At 43.9% G+C, this 15,925-nt stretch carries 19 protein-coding genes and 1 riboswitch; of the genes, 11 read left to right on the plus strand and 8 right to left on the minus strand.

Features of this window, described 5'->3' with window-relative positions:
• Positions 1-4: 4 nt before the first annotated feature.
• Positions 5-631 carry a hypothetical protein gene (locus RH86_RS09385; RefSeq protein ID WP_009733790.1) on the minus strand — a complete coding sequence of 209 codons (627 nt, stop codon included), beginning with the start codon at positions 629-631 and terminating at the stop codon, positions 5-7.
• Positions 632-1,173: 542 nt separating this feature from the next.
• Here RH86_RS09385 and RH86_RS09390 point away from each other — a divergent pair.
• Entirely contained in the window at positions 1,174-1,821 is a 648-nt protein-coding gene (locus RH86_RS09390) for a helix-turn-helix transcriptional regulator (RefSeq protein WP_009733791.1), read from the plus strand.
• Between the two features lie 44 nt (positions 1,822-1,865).
• On the opposite strand, the gene RH86_RS09395 is transcribed toward RH86_RS09390, so the two are convergent.
• Positions 1,866-2,222, minus strand: a complete 357-nt coding sequence (locus tag RH86_RS09395; RefSeq protein ID WP_038219507.1) for a YibL family ribosome-associated protein — start codon at positions 2,220-2,222, stop codon at positions 1,866-1,868.
• Positions 2,223-2,370: 148 nt separating this feature from the next.
• On the opposite strand from RH86_RS09395, the gene RH86_RS09400 reads away from it, so the two are divergent.
• Both RH86_RS09400 and RH86_RS09405 read left to right on the plus strand, forming a co-directional pair.
• Positions 2,371-3,150 carry a DUF4344 domain-containing metallopeptidase gene (locus RH86_RS09400; RefSeq protein WP_009733792.1) on the plus strand — a complete coding sequence of 260 codons (780 nt, stop codon included), beginning with the start codon at positions 2,371-2,373 and terminating at the stop codon, positions 3,148-3,150.
• Positions 3,151-3,350: 200 nt separating this feature from the next.
• Entirely contained in the window at positions 3,351-5,012 is a 1,662-nt protein-coding gene (locus RH86_RS09405) for a methyl-accepting chemotaxis protein (protein WP_009733793.1), read from the plus strand.
• A 93-nt stretch (positions 5,013-5,105) separates the two neighbouring features.
• On the opposite strand, the gene RH86_RS09410 is transcribed toward RH86_RS09405, so the two are convergent.
• The 3 genes from RH86_RS09410 to RH86_RS09420 all read right to left on the minus strand — a co-directional run bounded on the left by RH86_RS09410 (position 5,106) and on the right by RH86_RS09420 (position 7,422).
• Positions 5,106-5,465 carry a DUF805 domain-containing protein gene (locus RH86_RS09410; protein WP_009733794.1) on the minus strand — a complete coding sequence of 120 codons (360 nt, stop codon included), beginning with the start codon at positions 5,463-5,465 and terminating at the stop codon, positions 5,106-5,108.
• Between the two features lie 468 nt (positions 5,466-5,933).
• Positions 5,934-6,620 (minus strand): tRNA (adenine(22)-N(1))-methyltransferase, encoded by a 687-nt coding sequence (locus tag RH86_RS09415; protein WP_009733795.1) that lies wholly within the window; start codon positions 6,618-6,620, stop codon positions 5,934-5,936.
• A gap of 235 nt (positions 6,621-6,855) precedes the next feature.
• Positions 6,856-7,422, minus strand: a complete 567-nt coding sequence (locus RH86_RS09420) for a copper resistance protein NlpE (RefSeq protein ID WP_009733796.1) — start codon at positions 7,420-7,422, stop codon at positions 6,856-6,858.
• 601 nt (positions 7,423-8,023) lie between these two features.
• On the opposite strand from RH86_RS09420, the gene RH86_RS09425 reads away from it, so the two are divergent.
• Positions 8,024-8,614: a hypothetical protein gene (locus tag RH86_RS09425; protein WP_009733797.1), complete on the plus strand. Its 591-nt coding sequence runs from the start codon at positions 8,024-8,026 to the stop codon at positions 8,612-8,614.
• Positions 8,615-8,739: 125 nt separating this feature from the next.
• On the opposite strand, the gene RH86_RS09430 is transcribed toward RH86_RS09425, so the two are convergent.
• The 3 genes from RH86_RS09430 to RH86_RS09440 form a co-directional block, all read right to left on the minus strand.
• On the minus strand, positions 8,740-9,456 hold the full coding sequence (locus RH86_RS09430; protein ID WP_005600314.1) for a YebC/PmpR family DNA-binding transcriptional regulator: 717 nt from the start codon (positions 9,454-9,456) through the stop codon (positions 8,740-8,742).
• An 85-nt stretch (positions 9,457-9,541) separates the two neighbouring features.
• On the minus strand, positions 9,542-9,751 hold the full coding sequence (locus tag RH86_RS09435) for a DUF3283 family protein (RefSeq protein ID WP_006711103.1): 210 nt from the start codon (positions 9,749-9,751) through the stop codon (positions 9,542-9,544).
• 149 nt (positions 9,752-9,900) lie between these two features.
• Positions 9,901-10,098: a hypothetical protein gene (locus RH86_RS09440; RefSeq protein ID WP_005600316.1), complete on the minus strand. Its 198-nt coding sequence runs from the start codon at positions 10,096-10,098 to the stop codon at positions 9,901-9,903.
• Positions 10,099-10,468: 370 nt separating this feature from the next.
• Here RH86_RS09440 and RH86_RS09445 point away from each other — a divergent pair, with 370 nt between their 5' ends.
• From RH86_RS09445 to RH86_RS09475, 7 genes are all read left to right on the plus strand, one after another.
• Positions 10,469-11,317: an ABC transporter ATP-binding protein gene (locus tag RH86_RS09445; RefSeq protein ID WP_009733798.1), complete on the plus strand. Its 849-nt coding sequence runs from the start codon at positions 10,469-10,471 to the stop codon at positions 11,315-11,317.
• A complete protein-coding gene (locus tag RH86_RS09450; RefSeq protein WP_009733799.1) occupies positions 11,314-12,246 on the plus strand; it encodes an ATP-binding cassette domain-containing protein in 933 nt (310 codons plus the stop codon). Before RH86_RS09445 ends, RH86_RS09450 begins: the two co-directional genes overlap by 4 nt.
• On the plus strand, positions 12,243-12,716 hold the full coding sequence (locus RH86_RS09455; protein ID WP_190275904.1) for a transcriptional regulator: 474 nt from the start codon (positions 12,243-12,245) through the stop codon (positions 12,714-12,716). The genes RH86_RS09450 and RH86_RS09455 overlap by 4 nt, the downstream gene beginning before the upstream one ends.
• Before the next feature lie 242 nt (positions 12,717-12,958).
• A riboswitch (TPP riboswitch) is annotated at positions 12,959-13,060 on the plus strand.
• A 101-nt stretch (positions 13,061-13,161) separates the two neighbouring features.
• Positions 13,162-14,031, plus strand: coding sequence for a bifunctional hydroxymethylpyrimidine kinase/phosphomethylpyrimidine kinase (gene thiD, locus RH86_RS09460; protein WP_009733801.1), 870 nt, complete (start codon positions 13,162-13,164; stop codon positions 14,029-14,031).
• A complete protein-coding gene (locus tag RH86_RS09465; RefSeq protein ID WP_009733802.1) occupies positions 14,021-14,809 on the plus strand; it encodes an ABC transporter ATP-binding protein in 789 nt (262 codons plus the stop codon). Before thiD ends, RH86_RS09465 begins: the two co-directional genes overlap by 11 nt.
• On the plus strand, positions 14,802-15,602 hold the full coding sequence (locus tag RH86_RS09470; protein ID WP_009733803.1) for an ABC transporter permease: 801 nt from the start codon (positions 14,802-14,804) through the stop codon (positions 15,600-15,602). Before RH86_RS09465 ends, RH86_RS09470 begins: the two co-directional genes overlap by 8 nt.
• Before the next feature lie 22 nt (positions 15,603-15,624).
• Positions 15,625-15,925 (plus strand): ABC transporter substrate-binding protein (locus RH86_RS09475; protein ID WP_009733804.1); only part of this gene is annotated, 301 nt, incomplete at its 3' end.

Consider the following 15,925-nt stretch of genomic DNA (forward strand, 5'->3'; position numbering starts at 1 on the left):
AGAGTTACTTCGTATGGACAGAAGCGTTAGTCACAACAGATTGTTGCACTAGTGACGCCGCACCCGCATTTTGACCAATGGTGGTAATACCCGCAGCACTTGCAAAACCATCAATTGAGTTTGAATTGCGAACATTCACGCCAGCGCCAGCACATTTACCGCAACCGCGACGATACATTGATCCAGCCTCGCCATACTCAACCGAAACATTTGAGATATGACCATCAAGATCCGATTTCGCCACCACCATATCGACTTCCATGCTTAGCTGATGTTTGTTCAACGTATTGGTTGTCGTAGTAGTTGTTGTGGTATTGGCACTGTTCTTCCACGTTTTATTGTTATCGTCTCCGCCACCGGTCGTTGTTTTAGTTTTCGTATTGCCACTGTTTTTCCACGTTTTGTTGTTATCGTCACCACCACCCTTATTCGATGTCAGCGTATTACCATCATTACCCGCGCCATTACCATTGTTATCATTGCCCGCGCCGATATTAGTATTGTTGTGACTTAAAAAGTCATTATGTTCGGTCGAGTCACCACCACCGCCGTAGCCATAACCAGCCAATGCAGAACCACTCATAACGAACGTTGCAATCGCAATTGCCATACCTGTTTTTTTAAGATTCATAACCTTTCACTCCGTTGTGTATCCGTGTCTGAATTTGATGTTTGTGCTGTGAAGCAACCGAAGTATAGGTAGGAGATTGACGTTGAAATTCTCAAAAATGAGACTTAAAAATTCTAGGCCGCGAAAAGGAGAAAAATCCATGATATGCACCTGATTAATTATGTTTATTAACAATGCATTACAATAAAACGCGAGGGGAAAATGGAATGAAGTATGAAGATGCTTGTGCAATTTGACCTAATTTTAGCCTCATACTTTTTAGGACAATATCAGCAATTTTTAATGCCATTGAGGACAAGATTGACTCCGTTACCTTCACTATCGGCTAATTTCAGCGGCTTATACGTAAAATAATGACAAAAGAATCAATTATTTTTTTATCACCTAAACTTACCTACTAACCGTTCATGGTAGTTTGATGATGACATCGTTTGAATTATCGCTCTCATACTCGGATTTTGAATATACTTGATTTTAAACCTTGCTCAGAACAAGGGCATAATTAGGGTTTACTTAGAAGTTGCGTCGAGGAGCTGTGAGTGATGGCTAAAAAGCACGTGGTGATATTGTCTGATAAAAATCTGCACTCAGGCTTAATGGAACGGCAACTTCATGATGAGTTGGATATCAATGTTTCGACCATTCCCCACCCCTTACTGGCTACGACGACCAATGACCAACAGACCGAGCTAGTTCTGCTTGATTTCGAGCACATAGAACCACTGATGCAAACAAACCAGATGCCTAATTTTGATCTGCTTGGCGTTGGCGTCCTCGTGCACAACACACCTGAAGCGCAACTGGAGCAACCCTTTCTCTACTGGCATTCACTCAAAGGGATTTTGATTAATACCTCACCAATCCATCATTTGCATCAAAGTGTCGGTTATATTCTTAACGGAGGGTTATGGCTACCGAGGAAGTGTTTAGAAAAATTGGTGCAGATAAAGCGTGATCCAAGCCTTTTGCGCTGTGCGATGTACAACAGCTTGACCACTCGAGAGCGTCAAGTCCTTGATCACGTTGCCGCTGGGCTCTCCAACAAACAAATTGCGAAGCAACTGTTTCTATCAGAGAGTACGATTAAATCGCACATTTATCGCGTTTATAAGAAGTTGGATATACATAAACGTAAGGATGCCATGCGTATGACAAAAGCAATCGATAATGAATCACCAAATTCGTCATAAAGCTAACTTTCGATGAAAAAAAAGCGCCTTACTCGGCGCTGTTTTTAGAATTTCTTCGGTGCAAAACCCGTCATCACTTCGATACGAAGCTGTTTACCCATTTTGGTCATCGGGTGAACAAGTACCAGTCCTTTCACTGACTTTTTAAGCTTACCTAAGTCCGCTTGTTCTTCTTTCGTGATTTCACGGTAGAACGGCATATCTTGCAGCTCTTTACGCTCTTTATTAAGATCGTAGGTTTGCTTACCTTTTAGTGATGCCTGCTTCTTCGTTAACGCTTCTAAGTCATCCGTAAATTTACTGATCATAGCTTGATCACCACGAGACTTAGCAGCATCAAGTTTATGGCGGCAAGTATCAATACGGTTAGTTAGCTTCTGGATGTCTTGTTTGATAGTCATGGTGATCAACTCTTCATATTTTGAGGGCGCGGAGTATAGCATAGGTATCACTCCTTCCGTAGAACAAATAATACCAGTGCACGACACGAAAAGAGACAATTTATTGTGCTAGCCTAAAAGCAACACATTTAAGAGACTGAGCCACCTCATGATGAAGAAAAAATATTCTACTTTATTCTTTTCTGTTGCCGTACTTTTCAGCCCACTAAGTTCAGCATTAGAGACGGTTGAATTCCAATACCTTTCGCCCACAAATCCCGCAGCTCGCCAAGCACAATCGGCAATAGAAGAAAGCCAGATAAATCAATTGTTCGCCGAACTTGCCAATCAATACTTTCCATTTAGCCAACGCTTGACGGTGCAATATGGTAGTGAGGAAGGGCCACTCTATGATCCAGACACTCATACAATCCACATACCCTACGAGTTTTACCAGCAGGCTCTGCAATATTTTATCAGCAACAATTATCAAGAAAAGTTTGGCCGTTCTGCCCAACTAGGCACCATCGATACGCTTTTACATACTTTATTGCACGAAGGTGGTCACGCCTATATTGCTGACCGGAATATCCCGATTTTAGGCAAAGAGGAAGATGCGGTCGATAACTTTGCCGCCATCATGATGATTGAATATGTCGAAGGAGGAGATGATGCGGCCATCAGTGCCGCCGATATGTTTGCCTTTGAATCTCAGCAGAGACCGGATTATTACGATTGGGGGGAGTATATTGATGAGCATAGTTTTGATTTACAACGCTACTTTTCTACACTCTGTCTCGTCTACGGCAGCGATACTGAAAAACACGCCGCGCTACTTGATGAAGTTGAAAAGGACTACCTCAGCGAAAGAAAACAATTCTGCCGTTATCAATTCCAAACCATCAGTCACAATTGGCATCGCTATCTGCATCATAGCGATCAAGAATGACGATAAATTGCACAACATTAATTAAACCGTAGATCAACATCAAACAAAGATAATTTACATCAATTATTAAATCTAAAACATTTAAGTTTCACATTTCTTTGCCGATAAATCTGTTAACATCTTTGCTACTTAATAAACAATTACTTACAAATTTGTCTATCAAGTCAAAATGGATTTAAAAAATTAGTGCAGGAAATAGTATGAATCTAACAATAAGAAAACGACTCTATATTTTATCAATTGTTCCCTTGTTGCTGATGGCCATCGGTATGATGAGTGTGGCCTATTATAAAACCACGGCGCTAACAGCGCAGCAAGTCGAAGCGACTCGCAACAATATGATGGAGATGAAACAAAACGAGCTCACCGCATATCTACAAATGGCAAAATCCTCGATTCAACCTTTCCTTGATCGCGGAGCTTCGCTTGAAGAAGCCTTACCAACGCTTAGAGAATTAGAATATGGTCAATCCGGCTACATTTTTGGCTACGACTCTAAAGGGATACGCGTCGTGGTTGGGAAAAACACCGACGGCATTGGTAAAAACTACATCGACCTAAAAGATCAAAAGGGTAATTACTTAATTCGCGATCTGATCAAAAACTCGAAAACAGGCGCCTTCACCACCTACTATTTCCCTAAATTGGGCGAAACCGTCGCACTGCCTAAACTCAGCTATTCGATTTTTATCCCTGAATGGGATTTAATGCTGGGGACGGGTTTTTACACCGACGACATAGATGCCGTTGTCGCTCAGATGAACCAGCGCTCAAATGAAGCGCTGGAAAGCACGCTCACCGCTATTGCTACCTTCTGTTTAGCCATTGCCGCTCTTGTGGCGATTTTCGCCGTTGCTGTCAATCGCACCATCATGAGCCCACTTGAACAGTTTGATCGTTCAATTCAATCCTTTGCCAATGGCGATGCCGATCTCACCGCCCGAATGGAAGCATTCAAAGCCCCTGAGTTTGCCCGCCTAAGCAGTAACTTTAATGCGTTTGTAGTCAGCCTGCAGAACATTATCAGCAGTGTCAGCCAAGTGGGCGTGCAAGTGGTCAGTGAAACCACCAACATGTCAAACCGCGCCGCTCAAGTGGATCAACTGGCAACTGGCCAGCGCGAAGAAACAGAGCAGGTGGCCACCGCGATGACAGAGATGACCACCACCGCTCAAGAGATTTCCAGTAACGCAAGCCAAGCGGCGGATTCTGCGAGAGAAGCCGATGACAATGCCAAAGAAGCGCAGCAAATCGTCAACTCTGCCGCTGCGTCAGTTGAAGCTTTAGCTGATGAAGTGCTAAGAGCGACACAAGTGATTTCTCGTTTAGAAGGCGATGTACAAAATATTTCCTCATCACTGGAAGTCATTCAGGACATTGCAGAGCAAACCAACTTATTGGCCTTAAATGCCGCCATTGAAGCCGCTCGTGCAGGCGAACAAGGACGTGGCTTTGCTGTAGTGGCAGATGAGGTTCGTAATCTGGCCAGCCGCACTCAACAAAGCACAGGTGAGATTCACAAAATGATCGAACAGCTCAAATCTGCGTCTGATGATGCGGTTAAAGCGATGGAATCGAGCCAGTCTCGAAGTTCAGATACTGTTGGAGAAGCCAATGCCGCTGCCGAAGCGTTGGTTAAAATCCAACATTCTATCGATACCATCATGGACATGAACGCACTGATCGCCACAGCCACTGAAGAGCAGAGTTTAGTCGGCCAAGAGATCTCCGAGCGAATCGTCATTATCTCCGATCAGAGCTCTCAATCAGCGAAATTAGCCAACGAAAACCGCGCTGGTAGTCAAACCCTCAATAGCCGTGCAAATGAGTTGTATGACTTGGTTGACCGTTTTACGGTGTAAATGACGCCAACCGATTTAGTCGTGCACTTCAAATGAAAAAGGCGAGCATCAGCTCGCCTTTTTCATACTAATCTATGATGCAAAATCACATAACTAGATAAACATGCCATCCGAACCTTTTGGATTTGGACCGTACTCGTTATGGCCTGGTGCACTGTCGCCCACCATGAAGTAAATCAGAACCACAATACCGATGATTGGGATCAAACTAATCAATAACCACCAGCCTGAGCGTCCAGTATCGTGCAAACGGCGAACACCCACAGCAATACTTGGAATTAGTACCGCTAAGCTATAAACAAAGCCCAATACAACCGTACCTAAAAGTCCATCAACGAACCCTAGTAGTAAGGTAAAAATAAGGTTAATTAAAAAAAACATCCAATATTCTTTACGTCTTGAACGACCACTAAATACGGCATATTTTTTTAATACTGCAAGATACCATTCCATCTATTTACTCCTAGTAACATTAACGTTTTAAACTGATCTTATAAGTATGTAAGCCATGACGAGCGTTGCTTGTTATCGTATGGGTTTTATCACTGATAAGTTGTACTTCTTTGTAGGCCGTAATCTATAGTGAGGCCCAGCTAAATTAAAGCACATCCAACAAAAAACTCGTCTGATATCAACAATATTACCGTCTATGCTGCTTCAATTCAGCACTTCAATTAATATGTGCAAAAATGATAGTTACTATGAGTACATGCCAATTCAATCAACCATCACTTCAACATTTACTGAATCACAATAGGGAAAACATCATGGGCAAGACCACGAAAGGCATCGCTTTTCGGGTACTCGTGTTTTAAACGAGCCCAGCCGAAGAGGTAAACTGGGAGCTGGGCGCTGAGATCAAAAATATCAAAGTAATTTATCAGCAAATCAAAATTTTACTTCACTATGCAACGACATCGTTCAGTCAACCTCTGCATATTCAATAGTGACCGCCTGATAAGCATGAACAATATGAGCAACGTCTTTGCTTTGTTGCATTCGGCGATAGTGCTCGAGAGTCCTAGCCAGATATTTAGTTGCCACAAGAGATTGTTCTTCGCAATGAGGTTGCCAAATGAACTCACCAACAGCATGGATCTTACGTGTCTTATCAGGCGCTGAAGACACTAGCAGGATCTCATAAATACGCTGGTTATCTTCCACTAGCGTTTCTTTATACAAACTAAAATCAAGCTTAATCAACGTTTGTCGTAGCGCGTAATGATGATGAACGGGACACAATAGAAAATCGATTGTCAGCTGGGGGAAAGTCGTATAAATCTGCTCAACAAATTGCATCATCAGATCCCCACCCACTCCAGCAATGATCACCAAGTGTCGGCCTTGATACTGTTGTAATGGCAAGGTAGCAACATCAATACAGTGCGTATGCCATTGGGAGATAGAATGTGGGTAAAAGCGTTGTAGATTCGCGGTAAGCTCTTGCATCAATTTCGGTACGATATCGACAAAATGGACGTGTTCTGCGGCCTGACGCGACAGTAATGTCATACCAAGGAAACCATGATCACAGCAGCAATCCCAAATATGGCTATAACCACTGCCTACCATTTGATCAAGGTGCTTTAATCTTTTGCTCAGTTTCAAGGATCATTCCGCCGTCATTATAAAATCCGGCGTATTGTAATGTTTTTCTGTGTTTTGGCTAATGTTACTTTGCTAATACGTTGTCAATATAACTTCACCCTTTCGAGCCATAGAACACAGGGGCACAGCTCTATCGATGAGACAAGAAAAAAGCAGCCCACAGGCTGCTTTTAAGATTTTATCGTCTATCGAATTTAAGCGATTGAGTGTAATAAAAACACTCGTCAATCACCCATTATTCTTGTTGTACTAATGTGTAATTGTCTGCCATCGGGCCTTCGACTTTATTACCATCAACATCCAGCATCATAAGGGCGTTTTCAGCCACAAAGAACTGTAGTGAGCCATCTTCCTTAGAGAGCGTGACAGTGTCACCCTTACTGTTCCAAATAAACTCACCGCTTGATTTATATTCGCCTTCTTTGCCTTTACCAAGATAGTTTTGATCGTACTCGTACGTACCATCAAAATTAAGCGTTAATGACGTTGCGATACCTGAACAATCTGCGCATGGTAATGTGCCGATGTATAAACCTTCCCAATCAAGAGAATTGCGCGCACTATGCTGCAAACGACCTTCCGCAGAACTGACCGCTTCCTCTGGTCTTACAACGCTGCTACTGGCTTCAGACAAGGTCGAGCTTGCTTGTGATATCGTTTGAACACCATCGGTAACATCAACGGTCACATTTTCCGTCACTTGCTCCGCAGGGGCTTGTGCGAGAGGCTTTTCTGGCGCTTCATCTTGGCAACCCGCTAGAACGAAAACAGCACTGCTTAGAATTAATAGTGTTTTATTCATCTTTCTTCCTTATTCAACGAATCAGATATCGTCTTCTAATATTAGAAGTGTTTGAGCCAATTACGTCAGAACAAACACAATTTATTGATCTGCGTTTGTCAGAAGAGGCTGAATTTAGTGGTTTTTTATAAACCTTACCTTCATATTTCTATCACTTTAACGCTGAAGACAGATGGCATGCAACTAACGATAACTGAATATTATTTTTTATTTTCAGTATGTTAATTACCTTTACACTGTAAACTGACAAACAATTCCATCAAGGTAAGAAGCATGATTAAGCCATTAACGCCCCATATCATTAATCTTAAACAGCCTGGCAATAACTCGCCCCTACTTTTCAAACAAACGCGTGTCTAGGCAAGATTCTAAAACCATCTGCGACGTGACATACTGGAAAATTGAATCGTTTGGCAGTTCATCATAGTGAGCCCATCTCAATCAACATCTTACAAATAAGACTTTTCCAAACATTTGTCTGTAAGTTTTTTGCTTCACTCTAACTTCCATAATCAATATGGCGTGTTCTTACTGATTACATTGAACCGTTATAAAAATAACCATATTTTCTGCCCTATTACACTATTAATAGGATGTCGATATGAATAAGCTCTCTACATTTTTTATATTGTTCCTCGTCGGATGTAATATTGAATCGGAGGAAAAGACTCAGAATCCACAGCCAACGCGTCCAATAGTGATAGATAAAACAGCTGAGCTCATTGAAGAATTGAAATCTCAAGCAACCATCGACGAGCAGTTTAACGTTATCTATGAAAACTTCGATCATCTGCTTGATCGGAATGACTCGTTAGTCGGTCCTGATGAAAACAATGATGGAATACGAGATGACATTGAAGCCTTTATCAACGCTTTGGAGGTCACAGAGCCGATTCGCAATGTACTGAAGCAAAATGCTCGTTATCAACAAGAAAACTTAAATTATGACTTTAGTGATAAGAGTGATGCAAACGCCAGAATAGCTTGGGAAATCAGCCGAAAATATGACAAGGTTATCGCCTGTAAAGCGTTTCTAGGAATGTCAGTTGATGACATAATTGATACATCGAGAACAATTGTTGCGTTTACCTACAACACCAAAGCGCGCACTATGGCATATTTGGCTTATAACCGCCTTCTTGATGGTTCGACGTATACTCCTCTCGAGTATGAGGAGCAATATTGTGAGTAAACTTCGCTCACCAAGGAAATGACTTCAAATAGAAGAATCATTGTCCATATAAGTGCCTTCAAAATCTATTTACAAAAAAGGCTTCGCAGTGCGAAGCCTTTTTTATACCAATTCAGCGCGAAAGATTAAACTTCAGCGTTGTGGTAAACCTGTTGAACGTCATCACAGTCTTCTAGAAGGTCTAGGAACTTCTGGAATTTCTCTTGGTCATCTGCCGAGATTTCTGTGTACGTTTGAGGTACGAACGTGATTTCTTCAACGTCTAGCGTTAGCTCTGGGTATTCAGCTGCTAGTGCTGTTTTCACTTTGAAGAACTCAGTGTTTGGTGCGTAAACTGTGATCACGCCATCTTCTAGTTCGATATCAGCAACATCACAATCCGCCATCATTAGGGCTTCAAGTACTGCTTCTTCATCTTCACCTTTAAACTGGAATACAGCTTGGTGATCGAACATGTGAGATACCGTACCCGCAACACCAATCTTAGCGCCTGTTTTTACGAAGCATTGGCGAACATCTTGGAACGTACGGTTGCCGTTGTCAGTAAGACAGTCAACGATCACGCTAGCGCCACCAGGAGTGAAACCTTCGTAACGAGCTGGTTGGTAATCTTCACCGCCGCCGCCATTTGCTTTATCAAGCGCTTTCTCGATAACGTGCGCAGGAACTTGGTCCTTTTTCGCTTTCGTGATCAAGTGACGTAGTGACAAGTTCATGTCTGGATCTGAACCGCCGTTTTTGGCGCTCATGTAAATTTCTTTACCGTACTTGGAATAAACTTTAATTTTTGCGCCTGCAGTTTTCGCCATAGAGGCTTTGCGCACTTCAAAACTTCTTCCCATTGGGATGTTCTCTCTAATTTCAATTTAACGCGAGGGATTCTAGCAAAAAATGAGGGCTTTTCAATTTCGCCTCATTTGCTTTGGGTCACGCGATGCCCATCATTCGTTTGTATTTCTCAACACTTTGCATAAACCAAGTGCGTTCTGCTTCATCAACCAGTTGGTTCGCCTGTTGTACTATCTCTTCAGGGCCAGATTTCGCCTCTCGAAGCTTCCACACTAAAAATGAGGCTTGCTTATCTAGCTCAACCTTATTTTTTTCATCTGCGGGTAGCAGCGACAAATTCACCGACATAGTAAGATCTCGAACAAAAAAAAATACAAAGCGGAAATATAGCACATAAGAGCGCAATGTTGAGAGAAGAAAACAGTGGTCAGATCAAAAACAACAAAGGGTGGCTTATAGATTAGCCACCCTGTTTACAAGTATATGCAATTAACGACTTAGTGAAGTAAGCCCAGTTCCTTTGCTTCTTCAATGGTTAAGCCACTTTCACGAATCTCACGCAACATTTCGATGCGGCGACGCGCTTGGGCAGTTTTGACAACTGTCACTGGCTTTAACGATTCAACTTCTTCCGTGAAGTCCCACTTATTTGCAATACTTGTCATTTCATCATGGTCGATAGAATTGATGGACATAGGAAACCTCCGAACAAACCATGCTAGGGACGCCCTAATCTTTAGCAAACTGAACCCTAGCTTGTTAAGTAGATTCGTTCGGGAATGTGATATCGCTAATAGTTCAAAACAGAGATATGAAAATCGGCTTTTTTTATTTTGCGCCTAATGAAATTGCGCAGTACAGTTAAAGGCTCCGCTGAAAATACTCCCTTTGTTCTAGATCATCTCAAGCACAAATAATCACCATTACTTCGATTAAATCCTTTCGTTCTTCCCAAGGGTTTTTGCGACTATTTTACGACCAGCTTCACTCTTTTATACCAGACTTCTTTTCTCGATCGAATTAAGAGTTAATGATAATCATTATCTTTATCATATGAGAATCGTTATGAGTGACCAAGCTCTTCAGCATGCTTTTCATGCTGACCCCATCATTAAAATTCGCAACTTATGCGTTGACTACATTACCGATACTGGCGATTTTAACGCCGTAAAATCGGTCAGTTTTGATATTGGCAAAGGTGAAATCTTTGGCCTAGCGGGTGAATCAGGCTGTGGTAAGAGTACCATTGCTTTTGCCATTAACCGTTTACATAAGCCGCCAGCCTTTATCTCAGCAGGACAAATACACTTTGAAGGTCGTGATCTGCTGAAACTTTCGGATAAAGAGATTGGTGCAATCCGCTGGAGTGAGATCGCCATGGTTTTCCAAAGCGCCATGAACTCTCTCAACCCTGTGCTTCCAATCAAAGAACAATTTGCTGACGTACTTCGTCATCACCGTGGCATGAACGAAGAGCAAGCGACCAAACGCGCCGAGCAATTGCTCGATTTGGTCAATATTCCTCGTGATCGTCTGTCTGAATATCCCCATCAATTCAGTGGTGGCATGCGCCAACGCTTAGTGATTGCGATCGCGTTATCGCTCAATCCCAAGCTGATCGTCATGGACGAACCCACGACCGCATTGGATGTGGTGGTACAACGTGAGATTTTGCAGCAAATCTATCAACTGCGTGAAGAATTTGGTTTCTCAGTCCTGTTTATCACCCACGACTTGGCGCTGATGAGCCAATTGTGTAACCGTATCGCGATCATGCGCCATGGCGAAATCGTTGAAGTGAACAGCTCAAAACAGATCCGCAATAACCCACAACATCCGTATACCCAAAAATTATGGGCCTCTTTCCCGAACATCCATGAAGGGAAGCACTCGACTGAAGGAGCAATGGCATGAGCGAACCAATCATTCAACTCAACAACGTCGTGAAGGAGTTCACCATTGGCGGTGGTTTCTCTTCTGTTGAGCGCTTTAAAGCCTTACAAGGCGTCAGCTTTGACATCCACAAAGGCCGCACGCTCGCTTTAGTGGGCGAATCAGGCTGTGGTAAAAGTACCTGTGCCCGCTTAATGACTAAGGTCTACCCTGCGACAAGTGGTGAGATCCTCTATCGTGGCAAAAATATCAATGACATCCACAGTCGTAAAGAATTACTCGATTATCGCAGTAAAGTTCAAATGGTCTTTCAAGATCCGTTTGGTTCACTTAACCCAACTCATACCATCGAGCATCACTTAACTCGTCCTTTGAAGATCCATAAACAAGTAAAGCGCGATAGTGATATCCCTGCACGCCTGCAAGAATTGCTTGAGCTGGTGGAACTCGCGCCGGACACCTTAGGTAAATATCCTCATGAGCTGAGTGGCGGCCAGCGCCAACGTGTGAATTTAGCGCGCGCCCTCGCAGTCGGCTCAGAAGTGATACTGGCAGACGAGCCAACCTCTATGTTGGATGTCTCAATCCGCCTAGGTGTACTGAATCTGATGCAACGAATGAAAAAAGATCTTGGTATCGGTTTTCTCTACATCACTCATGATCTTGCGACCGCGCACTACATCGCAGAAGAAACTGCAGTGATGTACAAAGGCCAAATAGTTGAATGGGGAGACACTCAAGCGATCCTCACCAACCCACAACATCCTTATACCAAGCTGTTGATCTCTGCGGTACCAGATCCCGATCTTCCATTTGGTCATTTGGTCGAAACTGAACCAAACTATTCAGTAGAGGCCGATCAAATTCGCGCAACCAGTGCGATTGTCACCCAAGGCGTGAACCAAGTCGGACCGAATCACTTTGTAAAACAGTTGGTTGAAGCTGCATGATGAAACTAGATACGTGGGTAAACGAGATCAGCGATTGGCATCAAAACCGAAAGCATGATCAAGAGAAACATCTTCAAGTATTGATCCTCAATGTACCCGATGCGGTATGGGGGCCATCGATCACCGAGCTCCAAAGTAAGGCGATCGCGTGTTGGCTCGACGGTTGCCTACGAATCTTTCATGCTTTTCGTTATCAGGATCCAAAGCTGGCTTACCAATACCTTCAATTGGCATATGCCAAGCTACAAGCCACTGTTTGCCAGCCCCTAGCAGATATTGAGCTCAAAGATTGGTCAATGAAGCGCATGCAGCACTTAACGGTGCTGTCTTTAGAGTTTTGTAATCAGCAACAACAGCATCAGTGGCAGCTTGAATCGAATAAGATTGTCGAGACACATGTGGAGTTCATGGCAGCTCATGCCTGGAATGAAGAACGAAAGCATGATCAAGGATCGCAACGGTTGCATTAACTTATCGCTAAATGATCGAATGTTACCTTGATCATCGTTCCGTTTTTTCCATTATGCTTCCGAGAGTTTAAAGGGCTAGAAGTCATTGAGTTAGACATCTCACTTTTTCATGCAAATCAAAGGTAGAGCAAAAGCAAAGGCCGAAGAAATCATCGCCAACCTTAAACGTGATCGCGCTTATAGTTGGCTATTAAAGCCAAATTATTGTGGTAGTCCTTCACTCACTGAGCTGATATTATCCAAGTCAATAGTCGGGGGGCCATTGCAATGGCTGAGATCGAAATTCGAGACCCGTTGAACCTGATTCAGTTAACACTGACGTAGGGAACTATCAACACTTTGCTACTAGCTCTGAAATATCAGTTAGCCTCGACGGTTTCGGTCCCAAGATTTTACCGTCGTTCAGTCAGTGTCAGTTCCTATACGTTATGTCATAGGAGCAACCATGGCACCATCACCATCAATTCCATCACATTTATCGTCATCATACATTCCAATCGTATTAACCATCGCGGGCTCAGACAGTGGTGGTGGCGCAGGCATCCAAGCCGATATCAAAGCGATCTCGGCAACCGGTAGCTTCGCCTGTTCAGTCATCACAGCCATCACCTCACAAAATACCCAAGGTGTCAGTGCTATTTTTCCAATTCCACTGACCCATGTAGAAAGCCAACTTGATGCGGTCTTTTCTGACCTAAATATTGTCGCCGTCAAAGTCGGTATGTTGGCCGATGCTAGTATCATCCGTGTGGTCGCCAATAAGCTGCGCCAATACGCTCCTAAATACTTAGTGATTGATCCTGTCATGGTCGCCACCAGCGGTGATCTACTGCTTGAGCAGTCAGCCATTAGCACTTTAAAGCAAGAGCTTATCCCACTGGCGAACATCATTACGCCCAATTTACCAGAAGGCGCAGCACTGACCGGTCTGCCGATCCCAAAAACAGAAACTGAAATGAACGCTATGATTTCGAGCCTTCAGGCACTCGACGCACAAGCGGTATTATTAAAAGGTGGCCATTTGCAAGACTCTGAAAACAGTAATGATCTACTGATCATGCCGGGTTGTTGCGAATTGATCAGTGCGAAACGTTTTCCGACCAACAATACACATGGCACGGGCTGTACCCTTTCGTCCGCCATTGCTTCGTATCTTGCTCAAGGTCATGCCATGCAAAACGCTGTGCATCTAGCTAAAGCCTATATCACTCAAGCCATTGCTCATGCCGATAGACTGAATATTGGTCAAGGACACGGGCCTGTTCATCATTTTTACGCCAGTGCGCATTTAGGAAAATATAACGATGAGTGCTAATGCGCTTGGCGTTCAACTCATTAATACCAGTTTGCAATACAAAGACAGCTCAACCCCAACCCTAGCCCAAGTGAACCTCACCATACCGGCCGGAAAATGGACCGTATTACTTGGCCGCAGTGGCTGTGGTAAAACTACGATTCTGCGTTATCTCGCCGGTTTATTGGACGACAAAGTCCATTGGCAAGGCGAGTTGCTGACCAGTGATAACCTAGTGCTTGATCAGCGAATTGCTTATATGGCACAACAAGATCTGTTATTACCTTGGCTAAATGTGCTCGACAACGTGTGCCTCAGCACGCGCTTTTCTGCCACACCAAGCAGCAATACGTTTCAAGGTTCCAATACGCAACACTGCAACAATACACATCAACGAGCGTTGCAACTGCTTGAGCTGGTTGGGCTAGGAGATCAAGCTGAAACAAGACCAGACCAACTCTCAGGCGGTATGCGTCAGCGAGTTGCGCTAGCGCGTACCTTGATGCAAGACAAGCCTCTCGTTCTGATGGACGAGCCTTTCTCCGCCCTAGATGCCGTAACACGCCACAAATTACAGAACTTAGCCGCTTCCTTACTCGCAGACAAAACCGTAGTACTGATCACTCACGATCCCCAAGAAGCGGTGCGATTAGCGGATCAACTTTGTGTTTTGCAAGGCACGCCCGCTCAAGCACAAGAGCTTCACGTACCTAAATCGCCACCGCCACGCACACTGGATGGTGAGTGCGCTCAACTGCAACAGGCAATCTTAGATCAACTGGAGAAAGATTATGGATGAGATAAGCCGATACCATGCAGCCAAGCAATACGTGAACAACAAAGAACGTGAAACGCCTCCAGCTCTGCGTATCACCATCAGTATTGCGGTTATTTTGGGCCTCTGGCAGTTAGTGGTGATGGTTTTTAATATGCCGAGCTTCATCTTGCCCGCCCCAATAGAGGTGCTGAGCAAGCTATTTTCACGCTATGACGTATTACTCAAACACTCTTGGGTCACTGCGCAAGAAATTTTGCTTGGCTTGCTACTTGGCCTTTCTATGGGGCTACTGTTTGCGTTGCAAATGCTGCTTTTTGAGCCACTCAAACGCTGGTTGTTACCAATATTAATTGCCAGCCAAGCCATTCCTGTATTCGCCATTGCCCCCGTCTTGATGCTGTGGCTCGGCTACGGTATTGCATCAAAAGTGGTGATGGCCGCGATCATTATTTTTTTTCCAGTGACCACCTGTTGCTATGACGGTCTGCGCAATACCCCAACCGGGTATCTCGATCTTGCGAAAACAATGGGCGCATCAAAATGGCAGCTCCTGCGTCATATACAGCTGCCCGCGGCATTACCAACCTTGGCGTCAGGTATTCGTGTTGCCGTCGTGATTGCACCAATTGGTGCCGTTGTTGGCGAATGGGTCGGCTCTAGTGCTGGCTTGGGCTACCTCATGCTGCAAGCCAATGCACGCATGATCATCGACGAGATGTTCGCTGCGCTTTTTATTCTCGCTCTACTCTCGATCGCGCTCTATTTCACCACCGATAAATTACTCAAAAAAGTCATCCCTTGGGAAAACAAATAGGATATTGAAAAGGAAGAAACCGATGATAAATAAGAAACTATTTTCTACCACAGCGCTGCTTGCTTCGCTGTTTTCAACTCATGCTCTCGCCCAAGAAAAAGAGTTAACGCTCATGCTAGATTGGTTCGTAAACCCGAATCACGGACCAATTATCATCGCGCAAGAACGTGGCTACTTCAAAGATCATGGATTACAGATCAATATTCAAGAACCGGCCGATCCAAGTACCCCTCCCAAGCTGGTGGCTGCGGGTAAGATCGATCTTGCCATCTCCTATCAACCAAACCTAACGATTGATGTTGCGGCAGGTCTACCATTGATCC

The organism is Vibrio sp. N418 (assembly GCF_000222565.1).
Lineage (GTDB): Bacteria > Pseudomonadota > Gammaproteobacteria > Enterobacterales > Vibrionaceae > Vibrio > Vibrio scophthalmi.

Coding starts and splice junctions, on each gene's coding strand:
- RH86_RS09465 (WP_009733802.1), top strand. CDS start 14,021: ATGAGTGCTAATGCGCTTGGCGTTCAACTCATTAATACCAGTTTGCAA.
- RH86_RS09450 (WP_009733799.1), top strand. CDS start 11,314: ATGAGCGAACCAATCATTCAACTCAACAACGTCGTGAAGGAGTTCACC.
- thiD (WP_009733801.1), top strand. CDS start 13,162: ATGGCACCATCACCATCAATTCCATCACATTTATCGTCATCATACATT.
- RH86_RS09435 (WP_006711103.1), bottom strand. CDS start 9,751: ATGTCGGTGAATTTGTCGCTGCTACCCGCAGATGAAAAAAATAAGGTT.
- RH86_RS09440 (WP_005600316.1), bottom strand. CDS start 10,098: ATGTCCATCAATTCTATCGACCATGATGAAATGACAAGTATTGCAAAT.
- RH86_RS09410 (WP_009733794.1), bottom strand. CDS start 5,465: ATGGAATGGTATCTTGCAGTATTAAAAAAATATGCCGTATTTAGTGGT.
- RH86_RS09420 (WP_009733796.1), bottom strand. CDS start 7,422: ATGAATAAAACACTATTAATTCTAAGCAGTGCTGTTTTCGTTCTAGCG.
- RH86_RS09455 (WP_190275904.1), top strand. CDS start 12,243: ATGATGAAACTAGATACGTGGGTAAACGAGATCAGCGATTGGCATCAA.
- RH86_RS09425 (WP_009733797.1), top strand. CDS start 8,024: ATGAATAAGCTCTCTACATTTTTTATATTGTTCCTCGTCGGATGTAAT.
- RH86_RS09400 (WP_009733792.1), top strand. CDS start 2,371: ATGATGAAGAAAAAATATTCTACTTTATTCTTTTCTGTTGCCGTACTT.
- RH86_RS09405 (WP_009733793.1), top strand. CDS start 3,351: ATGAATCTAACAATAAGAAAACGACTCTATATTTTATCAATTGTTCCC.
- RH86_RS09395 (WP_038219507.1), bottom strand. CDS start 2,222: ATGACTATCAAACAAGACATCCAGAAGCTAACTAACCGTATTGATACT.
- RH86_RS09430 (WP_005600314.1), bottom strand. CDS start 9,456: ATGGGAAGAAGTTTTGAAGTGCGCAAAGCCTCTATGGCGAAAACTGCA.
- RH86_RS09445 (WP_009733798.1), top strand. CDS start 10,469: ATGAGTGACCAAGCTCTTCAGCATGCTTTTCATGCTGACCCCATCATT.
- RH86_RS09470 (WP_009733803.1), top strand. CDS start 14,802: ATGGATGAGATAAGCCGATACCATGCAGCCAAGCAATACGTGAACAAC.
- RH86_RS09385 (WP_009733790.1), bottom strand. CDS start 631: ATGAATCTTAAAAAAACAGGTATGGCAATTGCGATTGCAACGTTCGTT.
- RH86_RS09390 (WP_009733791.1), top strand. CDS start 1,174: ATGGCTAAAAAGCACGTGGTGATATTGTCTGATAAAAATCTGCACTCA.